Source organism: Brevundimonas sp. MF30-B, from assembly GCF_004683885.1.
In the GTDB taxonomy this organism is placed as follows: domain Bacteria; phylum Pseudomonadota; class Alphaproteobacteria; order Caulobacterales; family Caulobacteraceae; genus Brevundimonas.
This window is the reverse complement of sequence record NZ_CP038440.1, coordinates 1,556,976-1,574,034: the sequence shown is the minus strand read 5'-3', so window position 1 is coordinate 1,574,034 and position 17,059 is coordinate 1,556,976. Positions and strand designations below refer to the sequence as shown.

Genomic DNA, 17,059 nt, shown 5'->3' with positions numbered 1-17,059 from the left:
TTAGAAGTTGGCGCGCAGTCGCACGCCCATCGTACGCGGCTGGTTCAGGAACAGCACATTGACGACCTCGTCGGACACCAGCTGCTTCTCAACCACCGTCTTGTCGAAGAGGTTGTTGACGTAGGCCTCGACGCGATAGCGGCCGCTGGCCGGCTCCCATCCCGCGCCCAGATTGACCGTCACATAGCCGCCCTGACGAGCCCAGAAGCCGCCGTCTCTGGCGTCGGTGCTGCGCAGGAAGGGGCTAGCCAGCGGCGCGGTCGGGTTGATCGTCGTGCCGGCGACAGAGGCCTTGAAGGCGTCATAGGCGGCCTGGGCTGCTGGATCCGTCGGCCGATCGACAAATTGGATCACAGGCAGCTCATTGTAGATGTTGAGCTGGTAGGATGAGCGGTAGTTGGCCAGCAGATGGAAGTCGGCGCGGCCGCCCATCAGCTCCGTCGTTTTCTGCAGGTGGGCGTTGAGGTTCACCTTCGAAACGTTCGGCAGGTCGTTGCCGGCGATATCGATGTTGAAGTTCGGCGTGCCGTCGCCATAGTCGGTGCCCCGCGTGTCGGTCAGCGCGCCGCTGTCGGCCTTGGCGTCGATATAGGCGCCGATCAGGTCCAGGCGCATGCCCCAGGGCAGGTCGAACCGGGTCTCGAGCTCAAAGCCCTTGATCGTCGACTGGGCCACATTGATGTTCTGCTGCGAGAAGCCGGCGCTGGACCCACCCGGCCCGACGCCCAGGGACACCAGGGTCTGAAACACCTGATCCGAATAGTCATAATAGAAGACGTTGGCGTTCACATCGATGCGGCCGGTGTCCAGGCGGAAGGTGTTCTTCGTGCCCAGTTCGTAGAGGGTGACGGCCTCCGGCGCGAAGGTCGGGGCGGTCTGGACCCCATTGATCGTGATTGTGTCGTTGAAGCCGCCGGACTTATGTCCGGTCGAGATCGCGCCGTAGAACAGATTGTCTGAGGTGAAGTCGTACTCGAAGCCGACGCGGTAGTCGCTGAAGGAGTCCTCGTAGGACCCCACCTGCTCGCCTGGAGCACTGATCTCAAAGAAGCTGTGCTGGCCGTTGGCCGGACAAACCTGGCCTCCGTAATCGGGCTGGGTATCCGGCCGGTCCACGCAGGTGCCGTTCGGACGCGAGCCGTCGGCCACGCCGGCGATCTGCTCCAGGAAGGTGTCGCGCGCACCGGGCCGGAAGGCGCCCAGGAAATACTGCGCCGCAGCAGCCTTGTCCCCCGGCGCCGGCGCCTCATAGCTTGCGCGACCACGGAAGATCGGCCGGAATCCCTCGGTGCCGAGGCGGGTGGTGAAGCAGCAGCCAAACCCTTCGGAGCCCAGTCCCAACGACCAGTTGCCGCCCACGCCGCGCCGCGACTTGCTCTCATCGGTGTAGCGGAAGCCGCCCTTGACTCGCAGCTGGTCGGTCACCGGATAGGTGACGTCGAAATAGGCGGCGAAGGATTCGGACTTCACCTCCGGGAAGGTGAACTCGGTGCCGGAGTAGAACAGACCCTTATCCACCACCGACAGGAAGCCGACCTCTTGGTCTTCCTTGAAATAGAACAGTCCGGTCGACCATACCGCCCGCGAATCAGGCGAGGACGACAGGCGCAGCTCGTGAATGTCGGACTTCGACAGGGTCAGCCAGTATTGAGTGCCGAAGTTGTCGTAGTCGACGTCGGCCGCGCCGTAGCCGGGCCGCACGACGCCCTCGTTGGCGGCGTTGACTTGGTAGTAGTCCACGCTCCGGCGGCTCGCGATGTACTCCAGGACAACCGCCCCAAGATCGTAGGAGGCGTTCAGCGCCAGACCCCAGTTGTCGTTCTCGACCAGGCCCTGGGGTCCGCGGAACAGAACCTCGCGCAGCTCTAGTTGATCCGGCGTGCCGCCGTTGACTAGACCGTTGCGGATGTTGGTGGCCGGATAGCCGGTGCCGCGCTCGGATGCGTAGTCGCCCATCAGAGTGACGCGGAATCGGTCGTTGGGCTCGTACAGATAAGTGGCCCGCGCCGAAAACAATTCCTGGATGCCGGTGGGCTTCAGGGACGAGTCGTTGCCGACATTCTCGTAAGCGGTGCCCTTGTCCATGCCGTACACGGCAAGGCGCACGGCCTGGGTGTCGCCGATCGGCAGGTTGACGGCGGCCTCGAAGCCCGTCGTGTCCAAGGTGCCGACTTCGCCCTGGACGAAGCCCTCGCGCGAACCGAGGCGCGGCATGTTGGGGATGATGTTCAGCGTGCCGGCCACCGCGTTGCGGCCGCGAAGCGTGCCTTGCGGTCCCTTGGCGATCTCGACCCGCGCCAGGTCGAAGAACATGCCGCCCAGCCCGCGAGGCCGGGGCAGATAGACCCCGTTCAGATGGGTTGCGGCGGACGGATCGCCCAACTCGGTGTTGTTGGCGGTCCCCACGCCGCGGATGTAGATCTGGACGTTGCCTTCCTGGTTCGAGATCGACAGGCCCGGCACGGCCGACTGAAGGTCCTCGATCTGATCGATGCCGACCGCGCGCAGGGTTTCACCCGTGATCGACTGGGCGACGCCCGCGTAGTCTTGAAGGTTTTGCTGACGACGCTCGGCGGTCACGACAATATCGCCGACCTGGGTCGTGGCTTCCTGCTCTGCCGCGGCCTGCACCGGCTGGGCGACCTGGGGCTGCGCCTGCGCCGCCGCCATCGTGGCTGTCAGAGCCACTGTGGCGCAGCCAAGCAGAAGCGCATTCCTGTAACGGACCATAGTTTCCTCCCCCGGCCCCGTTTTCGGGCACCTTGTTTGCGGCTCTGACGGAGCCCAGCGTTTCCGGAGCGAAAGGTGTCTCGCTTTGACAGCGCTGTCAACGCGTCATGTGTCAGTTCTTCGCAGGCGGCTGGGTGGAAAGCCTCGACACCAGGACGTAGTCGATCTTCTGACTTGGGGAGACGTGCCCCTTCTTGGCGGCGAGCAGCATGCGGGTCGCCGCCGCTGCCATTTCCGCCACGGGCTGGCGGATGGTCGTCAGCGCGGGCGTGCTGAAAAGCGCGCCGGGCGTATCGTCGAAACCGCACACCGACAGCGCTTCCGGCGTTCGTACGCCAAGACTGCCGGCAGCCGCCAGCACACCCAGCGCCATGTCGTCATTGCTGGCGAAGATCGCGGTCGGGCGCTCTTCACCAGACAACAGATCGAGCCCGGCGCGCCGACCGGAATCGAAGGTGAAATCGCCATCCGCCAGGCTGAAAGGCGAGACGCCCGCCTCCGAAAGCGCGGCTAGGAATCCTTCGCGCCGCGCCTGACTGGCCGCATAGGCGGGCGGTCCGGAAACGAAGCCGATTCGCCGGTGGCCCAGACCGATCAGATGATTGGTCATGTCATGCGCCGCCTGCCGGTCGTCCATGTGGACGCGCATGCCTCGGTCCAGGTCGCGCTCGGCGCCCAGCCGTACGAACGGCGTGTTTGAGCGCTCCAGGATGTCGAGCACCAGCGGGTCGTCGGCGTTCGGCGGTGTCAGCAGCACCCCGTCCAGCCTCAGCGCCTTCAGCAGGGCGGTCAGTCTCGCCTCAAGGCTGGGAGAGCCGTAGTCGATCAGCTCGACCAGCAGATGGTGGCCTGCCTCATGGCATTCGACCAGCGCCCCCAGCTCCAGCCGGCTCAGATAGTCGTTGCCCCGTCCGCTGCGCATGTGCTGCAGGGTCAGCGAGGCGTCAACGAAGGCCGCGATCAGATAGGAGGATGCGCCGGCCAGGCTGCGCGCCGACAGGCTGGGGCGATAGTCCAGCGTCTCGACCGCCGCCCTCACCTTCTCCTGAAGCGCCGCGCTGACATTGGGCTCGCGGTTCAGAACCCTCGAAACCGACTTGATGGACACGCCGGCCAGGGCGGCCACATCATAGATCGTCGCTGCCATCGTCGCTGCCCCGCCGCGAACCCTGTCTGCGGGCCGCGGCCAAGATATGCTTTGCTCCGTTGGCGAAGCGCAAGATTTCCCTCGCATCGCGACGTCGTCATGCACCAGTGTCGCCACGCCATGCCGACCCACGCCCCAGCCGAAACCTCCACGCCGCCGCGGGTCGGACCCGGCTTCGTCGCCCTGCTGACCCTCGCCTATGTCGGCGCCTTCAGCGCCTTCGTACCGCTTCTGTCGATCATCGTGCCGCTGCAGGCCCAGCAGGTGTCCATGGTCGACAAGGTCGGCTTGCTGGGCGTCGCCACCGCCTGGGGCGCGGGCGTGGCCAGCGTCGCCAATCTGGCCGCCGGCTGGGGCAGCGACCGGACCCGGTCCGTCTGGGGGCGCAGGCGACCTTGGATCCTGCTGGGACTGATCGGCGTGCTGGCCGCCTACGGCCTGATCGGCGCCGCCCGCACGCCAACCGGCCTGATCGTCGGCGTGATCGCCTTCCAGCTGGGCTTCAACCTGATGTTCGCCCCCCTGACCGCCATTCTCGCCGACCGGGTTCCGGACGCCCAGAAGGGTCGCGTCGCCGCATTCCTGGGCCTGGGCGCTCCGATGGGCGCAGCGACGGGCGTGCTGATCGCGGATCCGATTCTGCCGGACGCCGGCGCCAGGCTGGCCTTGCTGGGTGTGATCGTCGTCGCCTGCGTCGTGCCGCTTCTGCTGGCCTGGAAGGAACCCGTGGTCCGGACCCGTGAGACGTCGAAGCCGTCGAGGCTGCACTTCACGGCGGACTTCGGCTTCGCCTGGATGTCGCGCTTCTGCTTCCAGATCGCCGCCAGCGTGATCAACGCCTTCATGCTGTTCTATCTGGCCGACCATGCGCACTACGCGGCACAGTTTCCCGGCCAAACGGCCGAGAGCGGCCTGGCGCGACTTATCGCCCTGTCCACCGTTCTGATCGTCGCCTCGGGCTTTGTCGGAGGGCTGTTGTCGGACCGACTGCGCAGTCGACGCCTGTTCATCCTGGCGGCGTCCGTGATCCTGGCGGGGGGATTGCTGATCTTCGCGCTGTGGCCGCAATGGCCGGGGCCGCTGATCGGATACGTCCTCTACGGCGTCGGCTTCGGGCTTTATACGACAGTGGATGCGGCCCTCGTCGCCCAGGTTCTGCCTTCACGCCGCGACGCGGCCCGCGACCTGGGCGTCATGAACCTGACCAACACCCTGCCCGCCGTCGTGGCGCCCATGCTGGCCTTGCTGGCGCTGGGCCCTGAACGCTCGGACTGGCCGTCACTCATGCTCGTGTCCGCCGGCGCGGCGCTCGTCGGCGGCCTGCTGGTGATGGCCGTGCGTCATGTCAGGTGAGACGACCGAGCCCTCTCGACAGTGCTTGCGACAGCGCTGTCAATTGTTCATGGTCGGCCTGGGAGGAGTTTGACGACATGCGTGCAACCCTCGTTCAGGCTCTGCTCCTGGCGAGCTCGGTCCTTTGCGCCGCGCCGATGGAATCGGCTCGCGCGGGCGCCGTCTCGGCTCAGGCGACCCAGTCGGCCCCTACCGCTCGCCAGGCGGCCGCCGCCATGGGCAAGGGCTTTAACCTGGGCCAGATGTTCGACAATGATCAGCACCCGCCGACCCTCGAAGCGGCGCGGCCCAAGATCGACGCCTATTATGAGCGCGGCTTCCGGACCCTGCGCATCCCTGTCACCTGGACCGAGCCGATCGACGGCTACCGCCTGGCCGATGCGGAGACCGGCGCGGTCGATCTCGACGCTCCGCGGCTGACGGCCCTGATTCAGGTGATCGACTATGCGCTGTCCAAGCCGGACCTGTATGTCGTCCTGAATGCTCATCACGAGAAGCAGCTCAAGGAGACCGGCCGCGCCGATGTGCTGGAACGGCTCTGGACCGACATCGCCGCGATGCTGGCGGACCGCGATCCGCGCCTGCTGTTCGAGATACTGAACGAGCCCCATCTCGAGAACGGCGACCCGATGGCGCCCGAGGCGCTGCGCGCCATGAGCGGCGCGGCCTATCGCCAGATCCGCGTCCGATCGCCCGAGCGCATCGTGATCATCGGGGGCAACCAGTGGTTCGGCGCCGGCGAAATGGCCACGACCTGGCCGCACCTGAATGACGTCGGCTCGGGCCGCGATCCCTATGTGATGGCGACCTTCCACCACTACAGCCCGTGGGAGTTCGCCGGAGACAATCAGGGCGACTACGCCGACCCCTGGACCGAGGCTGATATCCGCGAGCCGATGCAGGTCATGGCCGACTGGGCCCGGAACACGGGCCAGGGGATGCCGGTCTTCATCGGCGAATGGGGCGTGGGCTGGGGCAGCCGCCTGGCCACGCCGGACTGCAACAATGTGCGCCTCTGGTACTCGCGGTTCCACGTCGGACACGCGGCCGAGATGGGCATGCCCACGGCCGTCTGGGACGATGGCGGCTGGTATCAACTCTACGACCACGCGCGCGACGCCTTCAACGGCGACCTCATCGACTGCATCGACGGATCTTGCGCCTGGACCGGCGACGAACGCTTCAACTCGGCCTGTTTCTGACGGCCGCCCCCACCTTCTTCAGGACGAGTTCGCATGGACACCGCATCAACCGCACCGCGTCAGGGCACGCGACTGGCCTTCGCCTATGTGACCAGCCTGTTCTTCGCCTGGGGCTTCGTCACCTCGCTGATCGATCCGCTGATCCAGGCCGTGCAGCGGGTCTTCGACCTGACCACCGCAGAGGCCATGCTGACGGCCTCGGCCTGGTTCATCGCCTATGGCGTGGCGTCCCTGCCCGCCGGCTGGGTGCTGTCGCGCCTCGGCTACAGCCGCGCCATCCTGGCGGCGCTGGGGGCGATGATCGCCGGCTGTATCCTGGTGCCGATAGCCACCATCGTCGATCTCTATCCCCTCGTTCTGGCTTCCCTATTCGTCATCGCCTGCGGGGTGACCCTGCTGCAGGTCGCGGCCAACCCGCTGTCCACGGCCTTGGGCGCGCCCCAGACCGCGCACTTGCGGCTGACCTTCTCCCAGGCGTTCAACTCGCTGGGCGCGACTCTGGGCCCGGTGATCGGCTCGACCATCCTCCTCACCGGCGGTGTCTTCGCCGCCGACGCCATCGTGACCCCCGCGACGCGCGGCGAATCCCTGCGTTCGATCGACCTGGCCTTCCTGGCCGTCGGCGCCTTCTTCGCCCTGGTAGCCATCTTCATCTGGACGGCGCGCAAGCGCATCGAGGCCTCGGTCGCGGGTCGCGCGCGCGGCCCGGTGGTTTCGCCCTTCACCGCCTTCCGGTCGCGCTGGGCGGTGTTCGGCGCCCTGGCGATCTTCTTCTACGTCGGGGCCGAGGTGACGATCGGGGCCCTGCTGATCCCCTTCATCAGTTCGGCCGACGGCCTGGGCCTGCCGGCGCACGAGGCTGGCCACATGGTGGGCTGGTACTACTGGGGCGCCGCCATGGTCGGCCGCTTCGTCGGGTCGGCGCTGCTGACCCGCGTGCGCGCCGCTGTCCTGCTGTCGGTCTGCACAACCGCGGCGGCCTGTCTGGCGCTCGTCGTCACCCAATCGGACGGAACCACGGCGGCCTACGCCGCGCTGGCGATCGGCTTCTTCAACTCCATCATGTTCCCGACCATCTTCAGCCTGACGCTGGAGCGCTCCAGCGCCTCGCCGGCCGCCACGTCCGGCCTGCTGGTGTTCGGCATCATCGGGGGCGCGATCCTGCCCCCGCTCGCGGGCCTGGTGGCCGATACCTATGGAGCGGTCACGCCGGCCTTCTTCGTGCCCTTCACCGGTTATCTGATCCTGATCGCCTTCGCTCTCGCCTGCGTCCGCACCGCCACCAGGAGGCTTTCGGCATAGCTCTGGGCACTTCCCACGCAGCCGCGCCCCCATGATCGGCGTCCTTGAATTCAACCCGCGTTTCGCAACATGGGCCCCGCCGCGACTATGGCCTGCGATCGAGAGTTCACCTCAAGTTTGCGCAGGATGGCCGAGACGTGTTGCTTCACCGTGAACTCGGTGAGGTCCATCTCGGCGGCGATCTGCTTGTTCAGCTTGCCGTCCGCCAGCGCGCGGAGGACGCGAAGCTGGGCCTTTGACAGCGTCGCCAGTCGTCGATGCATGTCGATGCTGACGGGGTCGGGCTGGACGCCCTCGGGAAACAGCTCCTCGCCCCGCAAGATTGCGCCGACGGCGTTGACCAGGGTTTCGACAGGCTCGGCTTTGGATAGGTAGGCGCGGGCGCCGAAGGCGCGCGCCATGGCGACGGTGTGCTGGTTCACGCGGGCCGACACGATGGCGATATGGGCCTCGTCGAGGATTTGCTGCAGACGCAACAGAGCGCTGAAGCCGTCCGCGTCGGGAAGCATGAGGTCCAGCAAGACCAGCTTCACCCGCGAACCGTTGAGCCGGACGTACTCTTCGGCCTCCGCGGCACTGGTCACCCGGCCGACGTCGAGGTGCGGATAGGCGGCGCGGATCGACAGCTCGAAGGCTTGGCCCACGAGCGGATGGTCATCGACAATGAGCACGATCCAACGCACCGGCCGCTCCTTTCACGCACGGCCAGATTGCTCTGATCCTCTTAACTGCGCGTTTCGATTGCGGCGCCCAATGGCGTGTGAGCGGCGAATATCGGCGCGAACCTATAACTTTGGTTCGATTTAGCAGGTTTTGGCGGGCCCCATTGTGGACGCAGCGGCGGATGTGGCTGATTTGGACGGCCAACGCAGTCACCCCTCCCGTTGGAGCTCATCATGTTCATCAAGACCCTCGCCTTCGCCGCCGCCGCCCTGACCGTTTTTCGGTCGCCGCTCCCGCCATGGCCCAGTCCGCCTCGACGACCGGAACCGGGTCGATCACGGTCCTGCGCCCCCTGACCCTGACCAAGAACGCCGACCTGAAGTTCGGCACGGTGGTGCGCCCCACCAGCGGCGCCGGCACGGTCGCGGTCAGCGCCGCGGGCGCCCGCTCGGTTGCGGGCGGCGTCGTCGGCCTGAGCTCCGGCGACACGCCCCAGGCGGCGCAGTTCACCGTTGACGGCGAAGGCGGACAGTCGATCTCGGTCACCATCCCGGCGACCTTCTCGATCGCCAACGGCACCGACACCCTGACCGTCACCACGTCGAACAACCTGTCGGGTTCGGCCGCCAGCCAGACCCTGAGCAACGCCCTGGGCTCGGCCGGTTCGCTCAGCTTCCGCGTCGGCGGCAGCGTGCCGGTGGCCTCCACCACCCCGACCGGCGCCTACACGGGGACCTTCACCGTCTCCGCCGCCTACAACTGATCGCGCTCAGCCATGTTTCCGCTGAAGGATCCGGGGCTCGACCAGGCGGGGGTTAACCCACTGAAGTCGGCAAGCTGTCATTCTACGCGGCGTTCCAAGTCTCGGACACGCGCCATGCTGTATCGATTGCTTCTTCCCGTCCTTCTGTTGCTGGCCAGCGTGCTGCCGGCCAGCGCGCAGAGCGGCGCCGACCTGAACATCTCGCCCAAGCGTGTGGTGTTCGGGCCGGGCGAGCGCGCGGCGACGGTCTACATCTTCAACCAGGGCGACGCCGAAGCGACCTATACGGTCGAACTCGTCGACCGGGCGATGACGGCGGACGGGCAGATCGTCCCGGCCGCAGACCGGCCTGACATCGCCGTGGCTTCCGCGCTGGACCTGGTGCAGCACACGCCGCGCCGCATCACCCTTCAGCCGCGCGAGAGCCAGGCGATCCGCGCGTGCGCGCGCGTCCCGGTGCGGGCGGCGAACATCGCACGCACCTGACGGTGACCGCCCTGCCAGCCGAAACCGCCGGCTTCACCGCCGAACAGGCCGCGCGCGAGGGGGCCGACGAACTGTCGGTTCAGGTCGTCGCCCTGTTCAGCATCAGCATTCCCGTCATCGTCCGCGACAGCGTGGCCGACGCGCACGCGGCGGTCGAGAACCTACGTTTGGTCCAGGGAGACACCGCGCAGGGCGTGAGCCTGGAGCTGGTTCGGCTGGGCGAGAGCTCCGTCTACGGCGACATCGAGGTCCGCCAGGGCGCGCGCCCGGACGGCCCTCTTCTGACGGCGGTGCGCGGCGTCGCCGTCTATCCGGAGATCGAGCGGCGCGCCGCTGTGGTCGCTCTGCCCCGCCGCTCTGGCGTCCGGCGAAGCCGTCACTATCGTCTATCGCGACGACGACGCCCGTCCGGGTGAAGTTCTGGCGTCGGCGACGCTCGTCGCGCCGTGAAGACCGGGCTGTCGGCCGGTCTGGCGCTACTCGTGCTGGGCGTCGCTGACGATGCCCTGGCCCAGGCGGTCGTGCGCAATCTGGTGATCGCCGCCGACCCGCAGCCATTCACGCCCGACGATCTGCTCTGGATGGAGGTCCGGTCCGGCGAGTTGCTGCTGACCGACTCCCTCAACGTCTATTCATCGCGCGCCGGCGTATTCGTGCCGCTGGGCGAGCTGTCTCGGGTGCTGGACCTGGCCGTCGGCGTGTTTCCGGCGCAGCGCCGGGCGGAGGGCTGGGTGCTGTCGCCGGATCGGCAGCTGATCGTGGACCTGGCCGCGGGCCGTGCGACGGTCAACGGGCGCGTCACGCCGATCGCGGCGGGTCAGGCCGCCTTCTACGGCGACGACCTCTATGTGCGGCTGGACCTGCTGCAGCAGTTGCTGCCGTTGCAGCTGCGCGCCGATCCGGCGGCTCAGGTCATGGAGCTGACCCCGACCGAACCGCTTCCGTTTCAGCAGCGCGAGGCCCGGCTGCGCCGTCAGGCCGGGCTGGGGCTCCTGGTTGGCGAAGCGGAGGCCGTGGCGCTGGAGACGCCCTATCGGCCGTTCACGCCGCCGGCGTTCGATGTGAACATCGGCGGCCAGTTGTCGCGAGACGGTTCGGACCTGGCGCGACGCTACGACGTGCGGGCGGCCGGCGATCTGCTGTGGGCGGGCTTCGAAGGCTATGTGGGCTCCGATGACCGTGGCGACATCGGCGACGTTCGCGTGATGCTGACCCGCAAGGATCCAGGTGGACGCGCGCTAGGCCTGCTGGGCGGGACGCGGGCCGGTCTGGGCGACGTCTTTTCGCCGTCGATGGCCATGGGCGCGGCCGGATACGCGGGCCGGGGCGTGTTCTACACCTCCGCCCCGCTGGAATCGCTGGACCTCGCGACGCCGCTGAACCTGCGTGGGGAACTCGCCCTGGGCGAGGAGGTCGAGCTCTACGTCAACGAAGTGCTTCAGGCGGCCCAGACCTCGCCGATCCAGGGACGCTATGAGTTCCTGAACGTGCCGCTGGCCTATGGGCTGAACACGATCCGATTGGTCTTTTACGGATCGCAGGGCCAGAGCCGCGAGGTCGTCCGACGCATCAACTTCGGCTCCGGCCAGCTGGAGCCTGGCCGTCTGGCGCTGCGCTTCGGCGCGGTGGAACAGGGCGCCGCCGTCTTCGACGTGGGCCAGGCGCCGTCCGTGCCCAACCAGGGACGGTCGCGCATCGTGGCGACGGCCGAGTACGGCTTGACGCCCGCGCTCACCCTGGCTGCGGGCGCGGCCCGCTATTCGCCCGAGACCGGCCCGGCGCGCACGCTCGGGTCATTGGGTCTGCGCGGATCGCTGGGCGCCGCAGCCAGCCAGCTGGATCTGGCCTTCGACGATCAGGGCGGAAGCGGCGTGGGACTGGGCCTCGCGTCCAGGGTGCTCGGCGTTTCAGCGGTGGGGCGTCATGCCGAGTATTCCGGGGGCTTCGTCGACGAGACGCGCCAGCTGGGCGTGATCGGACAGGCCCCGTTGCGACGCGCCACCGACCTGCGCCTTGACGGCCAAGCCCGTGGTCCGGGAGGGCTGGCCCTGCCCGTTTCCTTCAATCTGCGCCGGCTCGAACGCATCGACGCCCGTGCTCTGACTAACGCCGAGCTGCGCGCGTCCGCCCCGCTTGATCGCTACTACGTCTCCAGCAGCGTCGTCTGGGAGGACGAGCGCGGTGGTGGTCTGGAAAGCCGGCGACGGCTGGCTGGGGCGACCGATGCGGCGACCCTGGTCGCCTCGACCGTCCAGGTGCGAGGCGGGCTGTCCTACGTCCTGGCGCCCGACGCCGCGATCGAGAGCGCCTATGTGCTGGCCGACTGGCAGACGTCGCGCTCGAACGCTTTACGGTTCGGCGCCATCCGCACCCTGGGCCCCAATCCCACCACCAGCCTTCAGGCCTCGAACCTCTGGCGAGCGTCGCGCTTCGATCTGGCGTTCAACGTCTCGTACGAAACCGCCTCACGCGACTGGCGCATCGGCCTGCAGATGGGCTTCGGATTCGGCTACGATCCCTTCGCGAGGGGGTATCGCTTCACGCGGCCGGGCGCGGCATCGGGCGGCGCCGTCGCCGTCAACGCCTATGTCGACGACAATGGCGACGGCGTGCGTCAGGCCGACGAGATCGGCGTGGCGGACATCGTGGTCGACATTCCGGGCAGCGTCGCTCTGACCGACGATCAGGGACGTGCGTTCGTGTCCGGCCTTGGCGACGGCGCCTCGGCGCGCATCCGCTTGGACGGGCAAGGCGTGGATGACCCTTTCCTGACCGCCGGACCGCCCGTGTTCACCGTCACGCCGCGCGCCGGCCGGGTGGTGACGGTGGACTATCCCATGCGCCGCAGCGCCGAGCTGGAGCTGACGATCGCCCTGCGCCGCAGCGACGGCTCCGCCCGTCCCCTGTCCGCCGTCAACCTCACCCTTGTGCCCGAAGCGGGCGGCGAGCCGCTGGCCGGGCGCAGCGATCACGCCGGCGTGCTGTTCCTGGAAGGTGTGCGTCCCGGCGCCTATCGCGTGGTTTTGGATCAAACCCAGGCTGCGGTCCTGGGCCTTGAACTGGTAGAGGCGCCGACGGTCGTCATTCCGCCCAGCGGCGGCTTCGTGCGCGCCGGCGAAGTCGTCGTTCGCCTCGTCGCGGGAGGATCGTGATGCGCGTCATCTGGCTTCTGCTCACCCTCGCCCTGGGCTGGTCGATGGCCCCCGCGATGGCTCACGCTCAGCTCAGGGTTACGCCGTCCCCGGCCGGCGCGCCGGTTCTCGGCAACACGATCCGCGGCTCCAGCGCGACGGTCTTTTCGATTTCCACGACGGGCGGCGTGACGCGCGTCTCGGGCGACGCCATTCGCCTGGGTCCCGGCGTCGTGACCGCCCCGACCGTGACGATCGACTGCGGCTTCCTGAACGTCTCAAGCCTATGCGCCCTGCGCTCGATTCGCGTGACGATCACGCCGGTCACCGGCTCTAGCGCGGCGCACATCACACGCTTCCGGGTCGCCGCCGTCAGCGGCATGAGCTATCGTAGCGGATCGGCGCCCGCCGAAGCGTCCAGCCTGAGTTTTGACATCAACCCCATCGGCCTGCTGGGCTCGGCGGTGTTCCGTCTGGGCATGGATATTCGTCTGGATGCGAACGCGCCGAGCGGGAACCAGCCAGTGAGCTATATCGTCACGGCGCAGTTCATCTGATGACGTTGATCCGGATCATCATAGTCACCGGCGCACTCGCCCTTTGGGGGACCAGCGCTCAGGCTCAGTCCGCCGCGGGCGGCGCCGCCCTGCAGGTTCAGCGCAGTCTCAGCGTGGCGACCTTAAGCCCCATGCGCCTTGACCGCGACGCGGATGCTGCTGCCCTGGTCGCTCAGGACGGCGTTACGGCTGACAGCGCCGCCGTCATCCGGCTGAGCGGAGACGCCGGCAGAGCCTACCGCATTCGGCTGCCACGCCGAGATCAGGCAGACTGGCGTGAACTGAGCATCTGGAGCGCCAACGACGGCGACATATCCGACGGCCTCAGCGGTCGTTTGGATGCGGACGGACAGGACACTCTCAGGATCACAGGCCGCACCTCCCAGCATGCGGGAATGGCTGTGCTTCCGGTCAGCATCGATTACGATTAGCCGACCGCGCGGATGGCGGAGACCAAGTCGCGCAGCCTGTCTTCATCCGGAGGGTCGCGGCGAGCGAACTGGCCATCCAGCACGGCAGCCTGCTCGCTTAGCGCCTGATAGCCGAACACGCCGGCGGCCCCTGCGAACCCGTGAACCACGCGTTCCATTTCTGACCGGTCGCCCTGCAAAAGCGCGCGTTCGAGGCTATCGGCTTCGGTCTTTGCGCGCTCGACAAAGCGCCGCCTCAGGGCTTCCAGCGGATCACCGGTCATGTCGTCCCGCCGCCAGCAGCGATCGCACTTCCGCCGCCAGCGCCATGGGATCGAAGGGCTTGTTGATCACCCCGATCGCTCCGAGGGCCGCGTATCGATCGCGCTCTTCCGCCTGGACACGCGCGGTCATGAAGATGACGGGCGTGGTCTGCAGGCCGTCGATCTGGCGCAGCCCCTCAAGGGTGCTGGGGCCATCCATGCCCGGCATCATGACGTCCAGCAGAATGACGTCGGGCCTGAGCCCGGCTTCGAGCCTGGCCAGCGCCTCCGCGCCCGACGATGCGGACTGCAGCCTGATCGTGGGATCGATCTCCAGCGCGTAGGCCGCGACCTCGCGGATGTCATCCTCGTCGTCGATGTGGAGCAGATGCAGATCGCTCATCGCGCCGTGCCTCCCTTGCGTGTCAGCCGCCGCACGGTGCGGGCGAGCGTGGCCAACGAGGTTCGCGATTTCACCAGAACGGCCTCGACGTGGTCGCCCATCACCGCGTCGGTTTCCTGAGCCGAATAGATGATGACGGGGATCGGGCCGCCGACGCCGTCCTCCATCAGCGGCAGAAGCTCGAGGCCCGATCCGTCGGGCAAGCCCAGGTCGAGGATGACGAGATCATGCCTCCGCTCGGCCAGCGCCTTTCGAGCGGCGGCCAGATCTTCGGCACGCTCCATGTCGGCGACGCCGGAAAGGGCGGACGCGGTGACGGTGAGAATGTCAGGGTCGTCATCGACGTGAAGGATCCTGGGCCGCTGCGCCCCGATCCGCGACAGCACGGCCGCCACGGCGTTGCGCAGGCGCGTCTGGTCGAAGGGCTTCTCCAGCCAGTCAACAACTTCCAGCGACCGGCCCCTGGCGCGGCCGCGAGCGACGTCGCCGGACACCACCACGACCGGAAGGTCACGCGAAGAGGCCCTGGCCCGCAGCGCCCGGATCAGGCTGACGCCATCGGCGTCGGGCAACTGCAGATCGACCAGAACGGCGTCATATCGGTCCGAATGCGCGGCTGCGAGGGCCTCCCGGGCGGTCGGTGCGATATCGGCGACGAAGCCGTCCATGATCAGCATGTCGCGCAGAATCTGAGCGGCGTCGGCATCGTCTTCGACGATCAGAAGCCGGGCCTGCTCGCCGTCTGTCGAGGGTGTGTCCTGCGTCATCGGCAGGTCGAGATGGAACGTCGCACCCGCCCCGGGCTGAGATTCGAACCACAGGCGGCCGCCATGCCGCTCCGCGATCTCGCGCGCGATGGCCAGGCCGAGGCCCGTGCCGCCCTTGGCGCGGGTGTCGGACCCGTCCGCCTGGGCGAACTTGGAGAAGATCCGCGACCTGAACTCGTCTGGAATGCCCGGACCTTCGTCGCGGACGCTGAGGCGGGCCAGGCGGGATTCGGGGTGCACCGATACCTCGACTGTGCCGCCAGTCGGAGAAAACTTTGCAGCGTTGGATATAAGATTGACGGCCACCTGGATCAGGCGATCGGCATCTCCGCGCACCGGGGCCGCCGCGCCTCCCGCCAGAGTGATGTCCACCCCCAGGTCTTCGGTGAAGCCGCGCAGACTTTCGATCGAGCGTTCGGCGATATCGCGCAGATCGACCGGCGAGAGGTCCAGCGTCATCTGACCGGATTCCAGCTTCTCCATGTCGAGGATGTCGTTGATCAGCCGCACCAGCCGCTGGCTGTTGGCGTGGGCGATGGCGATGAGGCGCGCCGGACGGTCCGGCAAAGCGCCGGCCGCCCCGCCGGTCAGCAGGCCCAGGGATCCGGCGATCGAGGTCAGAGGCGTCCGAAGCTCATGGCTGACGGTCGACACGAATTGCCGCTTCATCTCCTCCATGCGACGCCGCTCGGTGATGTCGCGAATGACCGCGACCAGATGCACGCCGGTCGGCAGTTTCATGGGGCTAAGCGCCACGTCTACGGGAAATGCGAGGCCGTCGCGCCGACGCGCGGTCATCTCGCGCACCAGCCCGCCCTCGAAATCGCCGTTGCGGGCGCCCAGTCGCGCCAGAAAGGCGGCCTCGTCATCCCCCGCTACATCGAGCAGAAGCGAGACGTCGCGCCGCGTGATGTCCTTCGCCGACCAGCCGAACATGCGTTCGCCGGCGGCATTCAGGGTTTCGATGCTGCCGCTGGGGTTCAACGTCAGAATGGCGTCGATGGCGCTGTCGAATATCGTGGTCTGGCGCGCGGCCACCGCCTGCACCTCGGACAGCAGACGCCGCCGGGTGACGACATAGCGCCATATAAGGAAGAAGGCCGTCGCCACGCTGGCAAGCAGCAGAACGAAAAGCACGCCCACCAGGCCCTCGGTCGATCTAGTACGGCGATCCGCCCGACTTGCGACATCGCGCAGGGCGTCCGCCTCGACCGCGACCATGCGGTCAATCTCCTCCCGGATCGCATCCATGGCCGCCTTGCCCGATCCGCTGGCGACAAACGCCAGGGCTGCATCACGCCCCTGTTGCTGGCGGGTCTCGATCCCTTCAGTGAGCGTCGCCTGCTTGCGCGCGACCAGGGCCTTCAAATCCTCCATATCCTGGGCTCGAGCGGCGTCGCCGCCGTATAGCGCTTCGAGGCGTGAGATCTGCTCGTCGAGGTTCGTCTCGGCGACATCGTAGGGTTCCAGGAACCGTTCGTCGCCGGTAATGATGAAGCCGCGCTGCCCGGTCTCGGCGTCTTGCAGCAAGGAAAACACCCGCTCGATCTGCGCCCGGGTCTCGTGGGACTTCTCGATCTCCTGCCTGAGCACGCGAGACCGCTCGAACTCCCGCGCCAGTTCGAATCCCATCACCCCGAGGCTGAGCACGACCAGGGCGATGCCCAGGAAGCCTAGCCAACGCTTGAGGCTCTTGGATGCGTGGCGATCAGGTGCAGAGCGGATCATACGAGCATTCAGCGGCGAGCTTCATCAGCAGACCGTTAAAGTCGGTCTGATTATCAGTCCGATCAGGCCTCTCAGCCATAAGGATAAGGGTGGAAAGCGGACCCACTAGAGTCGATCGAGATCAGAACGGATGTGGAAGGCGATAGAGCATCTC

Annotated in this window: 15 protein-coding genes; 9 read left to right on the top strand and 6 right to left on the bottom strand. The window is 67.4% G+C overall.

Features of this window, described 5'->3' with window-relative positions; all coding sequences use genetic code 11:
- Both E4M01_RS07890 and E4M01_RS07885 read right to left on the bottom strand, forming a co-directional pair.
- Complete coding sequence (locus E4M01_RS07890) at window positions 1-2,730, bottom strand: TonB-dependent receptor (protein WP_135067039.1); 2,730 nt, start codon at window positions 2,728-2,730, stop codon at window positions 1-3.
- 112 nt (window positions 2,731-2,842) lie between these two features.
- Window positions 2,843-3,877 (bottom strand): LacI family DNA-binding transcriptional regulator, encoded by a 1,035-nt coding sequence (locus tag E4M01_RS07885; RefSeq protein ID WP_135067036.1) that lies wholly within the window; start codon window positions 3,875-3,877, stop codon window positions 2,843-2,845.
- A 99-nt stretch (window positions 3,878-3,976) separates the two neighbouring features.
- On the opposite strand from E4M01_RS07885, the gene E4M01_RS07880 reads away from it, so the two are divergent.
- The 3 genes from E4M01_RS07880 (at window position 3,977) to E4M01_RS07870 (ending at window position 7,734) form a co-directional block, all read left to right on the top strand.
- The gene (locus E4M01_RS07880) at window positions 3,977-5,230 is read left to right on the top strand and encodes an MFS transporter (protein WP_135067033.1); all 1,254 of its coding nucleotides are present in this window, start codon (window positions 3,977-3,979) and stop codon (window positions 5,228-5,230) included.
- A 77-nt stretch (window positions 5,231-5,307) separates the two neighbouring features.
- On the top strand, window positions 5,308-6,432 hold the full coding sequence (locus E4M01_RS07875; RefSeq protein WP_167765481.1) for a glycoside hydrolase family 5 protein: 1,125 nt from the start codon (window positions 5,308-5,310) through the stop codon (window positions 6,430-6,432).
- A 33-nt stretch (window positions 6,433-6,465) separates the two neighbouring features.
- Window positions 6,466-7,734: a sugar MFS transporter gene (locus tag E4M01_RS07870; protein WP_135067031.1), complete on the top strand. Its 1,269-nt coding sequence runs from the start codon at window positions 6,466-6,468 to the stop codon at window positions 7,732-7,734.
- Window positions 7,735-7,784: 50 nt separating this feature from the next.
- Here E4M01_RS07870 and E4M01_RS07865 read toward each other — a convergent pair whose 3' ends face one another.
- Window positions 7,785-8,417, bottom strand: coding sequence for a response regulator transcription factor (locus E4M01_RS07865; protein WP_209316020.1), 633 nt, complete (start codon window positions 8,415-8,417; stop codon window positions 7,785-7,787).
- Window positions 8,418-8,695: 278 nt separating this feature from the next.
- On the opposite strand from E4M01_RS07865, the gene E4M01_RS07860 reads away from it, so the two are divergent.
- The 6 genes from E4M01_RS07860 to E4M01_RS07835 all read left to right on the top strand — a co-directional run bounded on the left by E4M01_RS07860 (window position 8,696) and on the right by E4M01_RS07835 (window position 13,765).
- Window positions 8,696-9,160: a DUF4402 domain-containing protein gene (locus E4M01_RS07860; RefSeq protein WP_245161280.1), complete on the top strand. Its 465-nt coding sequence runs from the start codon at window positions 8,696-8,698 to the stop codon at window positions 9,158-9,160.
- A gap of 114 nt (window positions 9,161-9,274) precedes the next feature.
- The gene (locus tag E4M01_RS07855) at window positions 9,275-9,646 is read left to right on the top strand and encodes a hypothetical protein (RefSeq protein ID WP_135280322.1); all 372 of its coding nucleotides are present in this window, start codon (window positions 9,275-9,277) and stop codon (window positions 9,644-9,646) included.
- On the top strand, window positions 9,601-10,062 hold the full coding sequence (locus E4M01_RS07850) for a hypothetical protein (RefSeq protein ID WP_135280321.1): 462 nt from the start codon (window positions 9,601-9,603) through the stop codon (window positions 10,060-10,062). Before E4M01_RS07855 ends, E4M01_RS07850 begins: the two co-directional genes overlap by 46 nt.
- Before the next feature lie 30 nt (window positions 10,063-10,092).
- A complete protein-coding gene (locus tag E4M01_RS07845; protein ID WP_135067021.1) occupies window positions 10,093-12,798 on the top strand; it encodes a hypothetical protein in 2,706 nt (901 codons plus the stop codon).
- Complete coding sequence (locus E4M01_RS07840; RefSeq protein ID WP_135067018.1) at window positions 12,798-13,334, top strand: hypothetical protein; 537 nt, start codon at window positions 12,798-12,800, stop codon at window positions 13,332-13,334. The genes E4M01_RS07845 and E4M01_RS07840 overlap by 1 nt, the downstream gene beginning before the upstream one ends.
- A complete protein-coding gene (locus tag E4M01_RS07835; protein ID WP_135067015.1) occupies window positions 13,334-13,765 on the top strand; it encodes a hypothetical protein in 432 nt (143 codons plus the stop codon). Before E4M01_RS07840 ends, E4M01_RS07835 begins: the two co-directional genes overlap by 1 nt.
- On the opposite strand, the gene E4M01_RS07830 is transcribed toward E4M01_RS07835, so the two are convergent.
- From E4M01_RS07830 to E4M01_RS07820, 3 genes are read right to left on the bottom strand one after another with little or no spacing between them, the layout of a single operon-like run.
- Complete coding sequence (locus tag E4M01_RS07830) at window positions 13,762-14,028, bottom strand: Hpt domain-containing protein (protein WP_135067012.1); 267 nt, start codon at window positions 14,026-14,028, stop codon at window positions 13,762-13,764. The genes E4M01_RS07835 and E4M01_RS07830 overlap by 4 nt on opposite strands.
- Entirely contained in the window at window positions 14,018-14,410 is a 393-nt protein-coding gene (locus tag E4M01_RS07825; RefSeq protein WP_135067009.1) for a response regulator, read from the bottom strand. Before E4M01_RS07825 ends, E4M01_RS07830 begins: the two co-directional genes overlap by 11 nt.
- Window positions 14,407-16,905 (bottom strand): CHASE3 domain-containing protein, encoded by a 2,499-nt coding sequence (locus tag E4M01_RS07820; protein WP_135067005.1) that lies wholly within the window; start codon window positions 16,903-16,905, stop codon window positions 14,407-14,409. Before E4M01_RS07820 ends, E4M01_RS07825 begins: the two co-directional genes overlap by 4 nt.
- Window positions 16,906-17,059 lie beyond the last annotated feature (154 nt).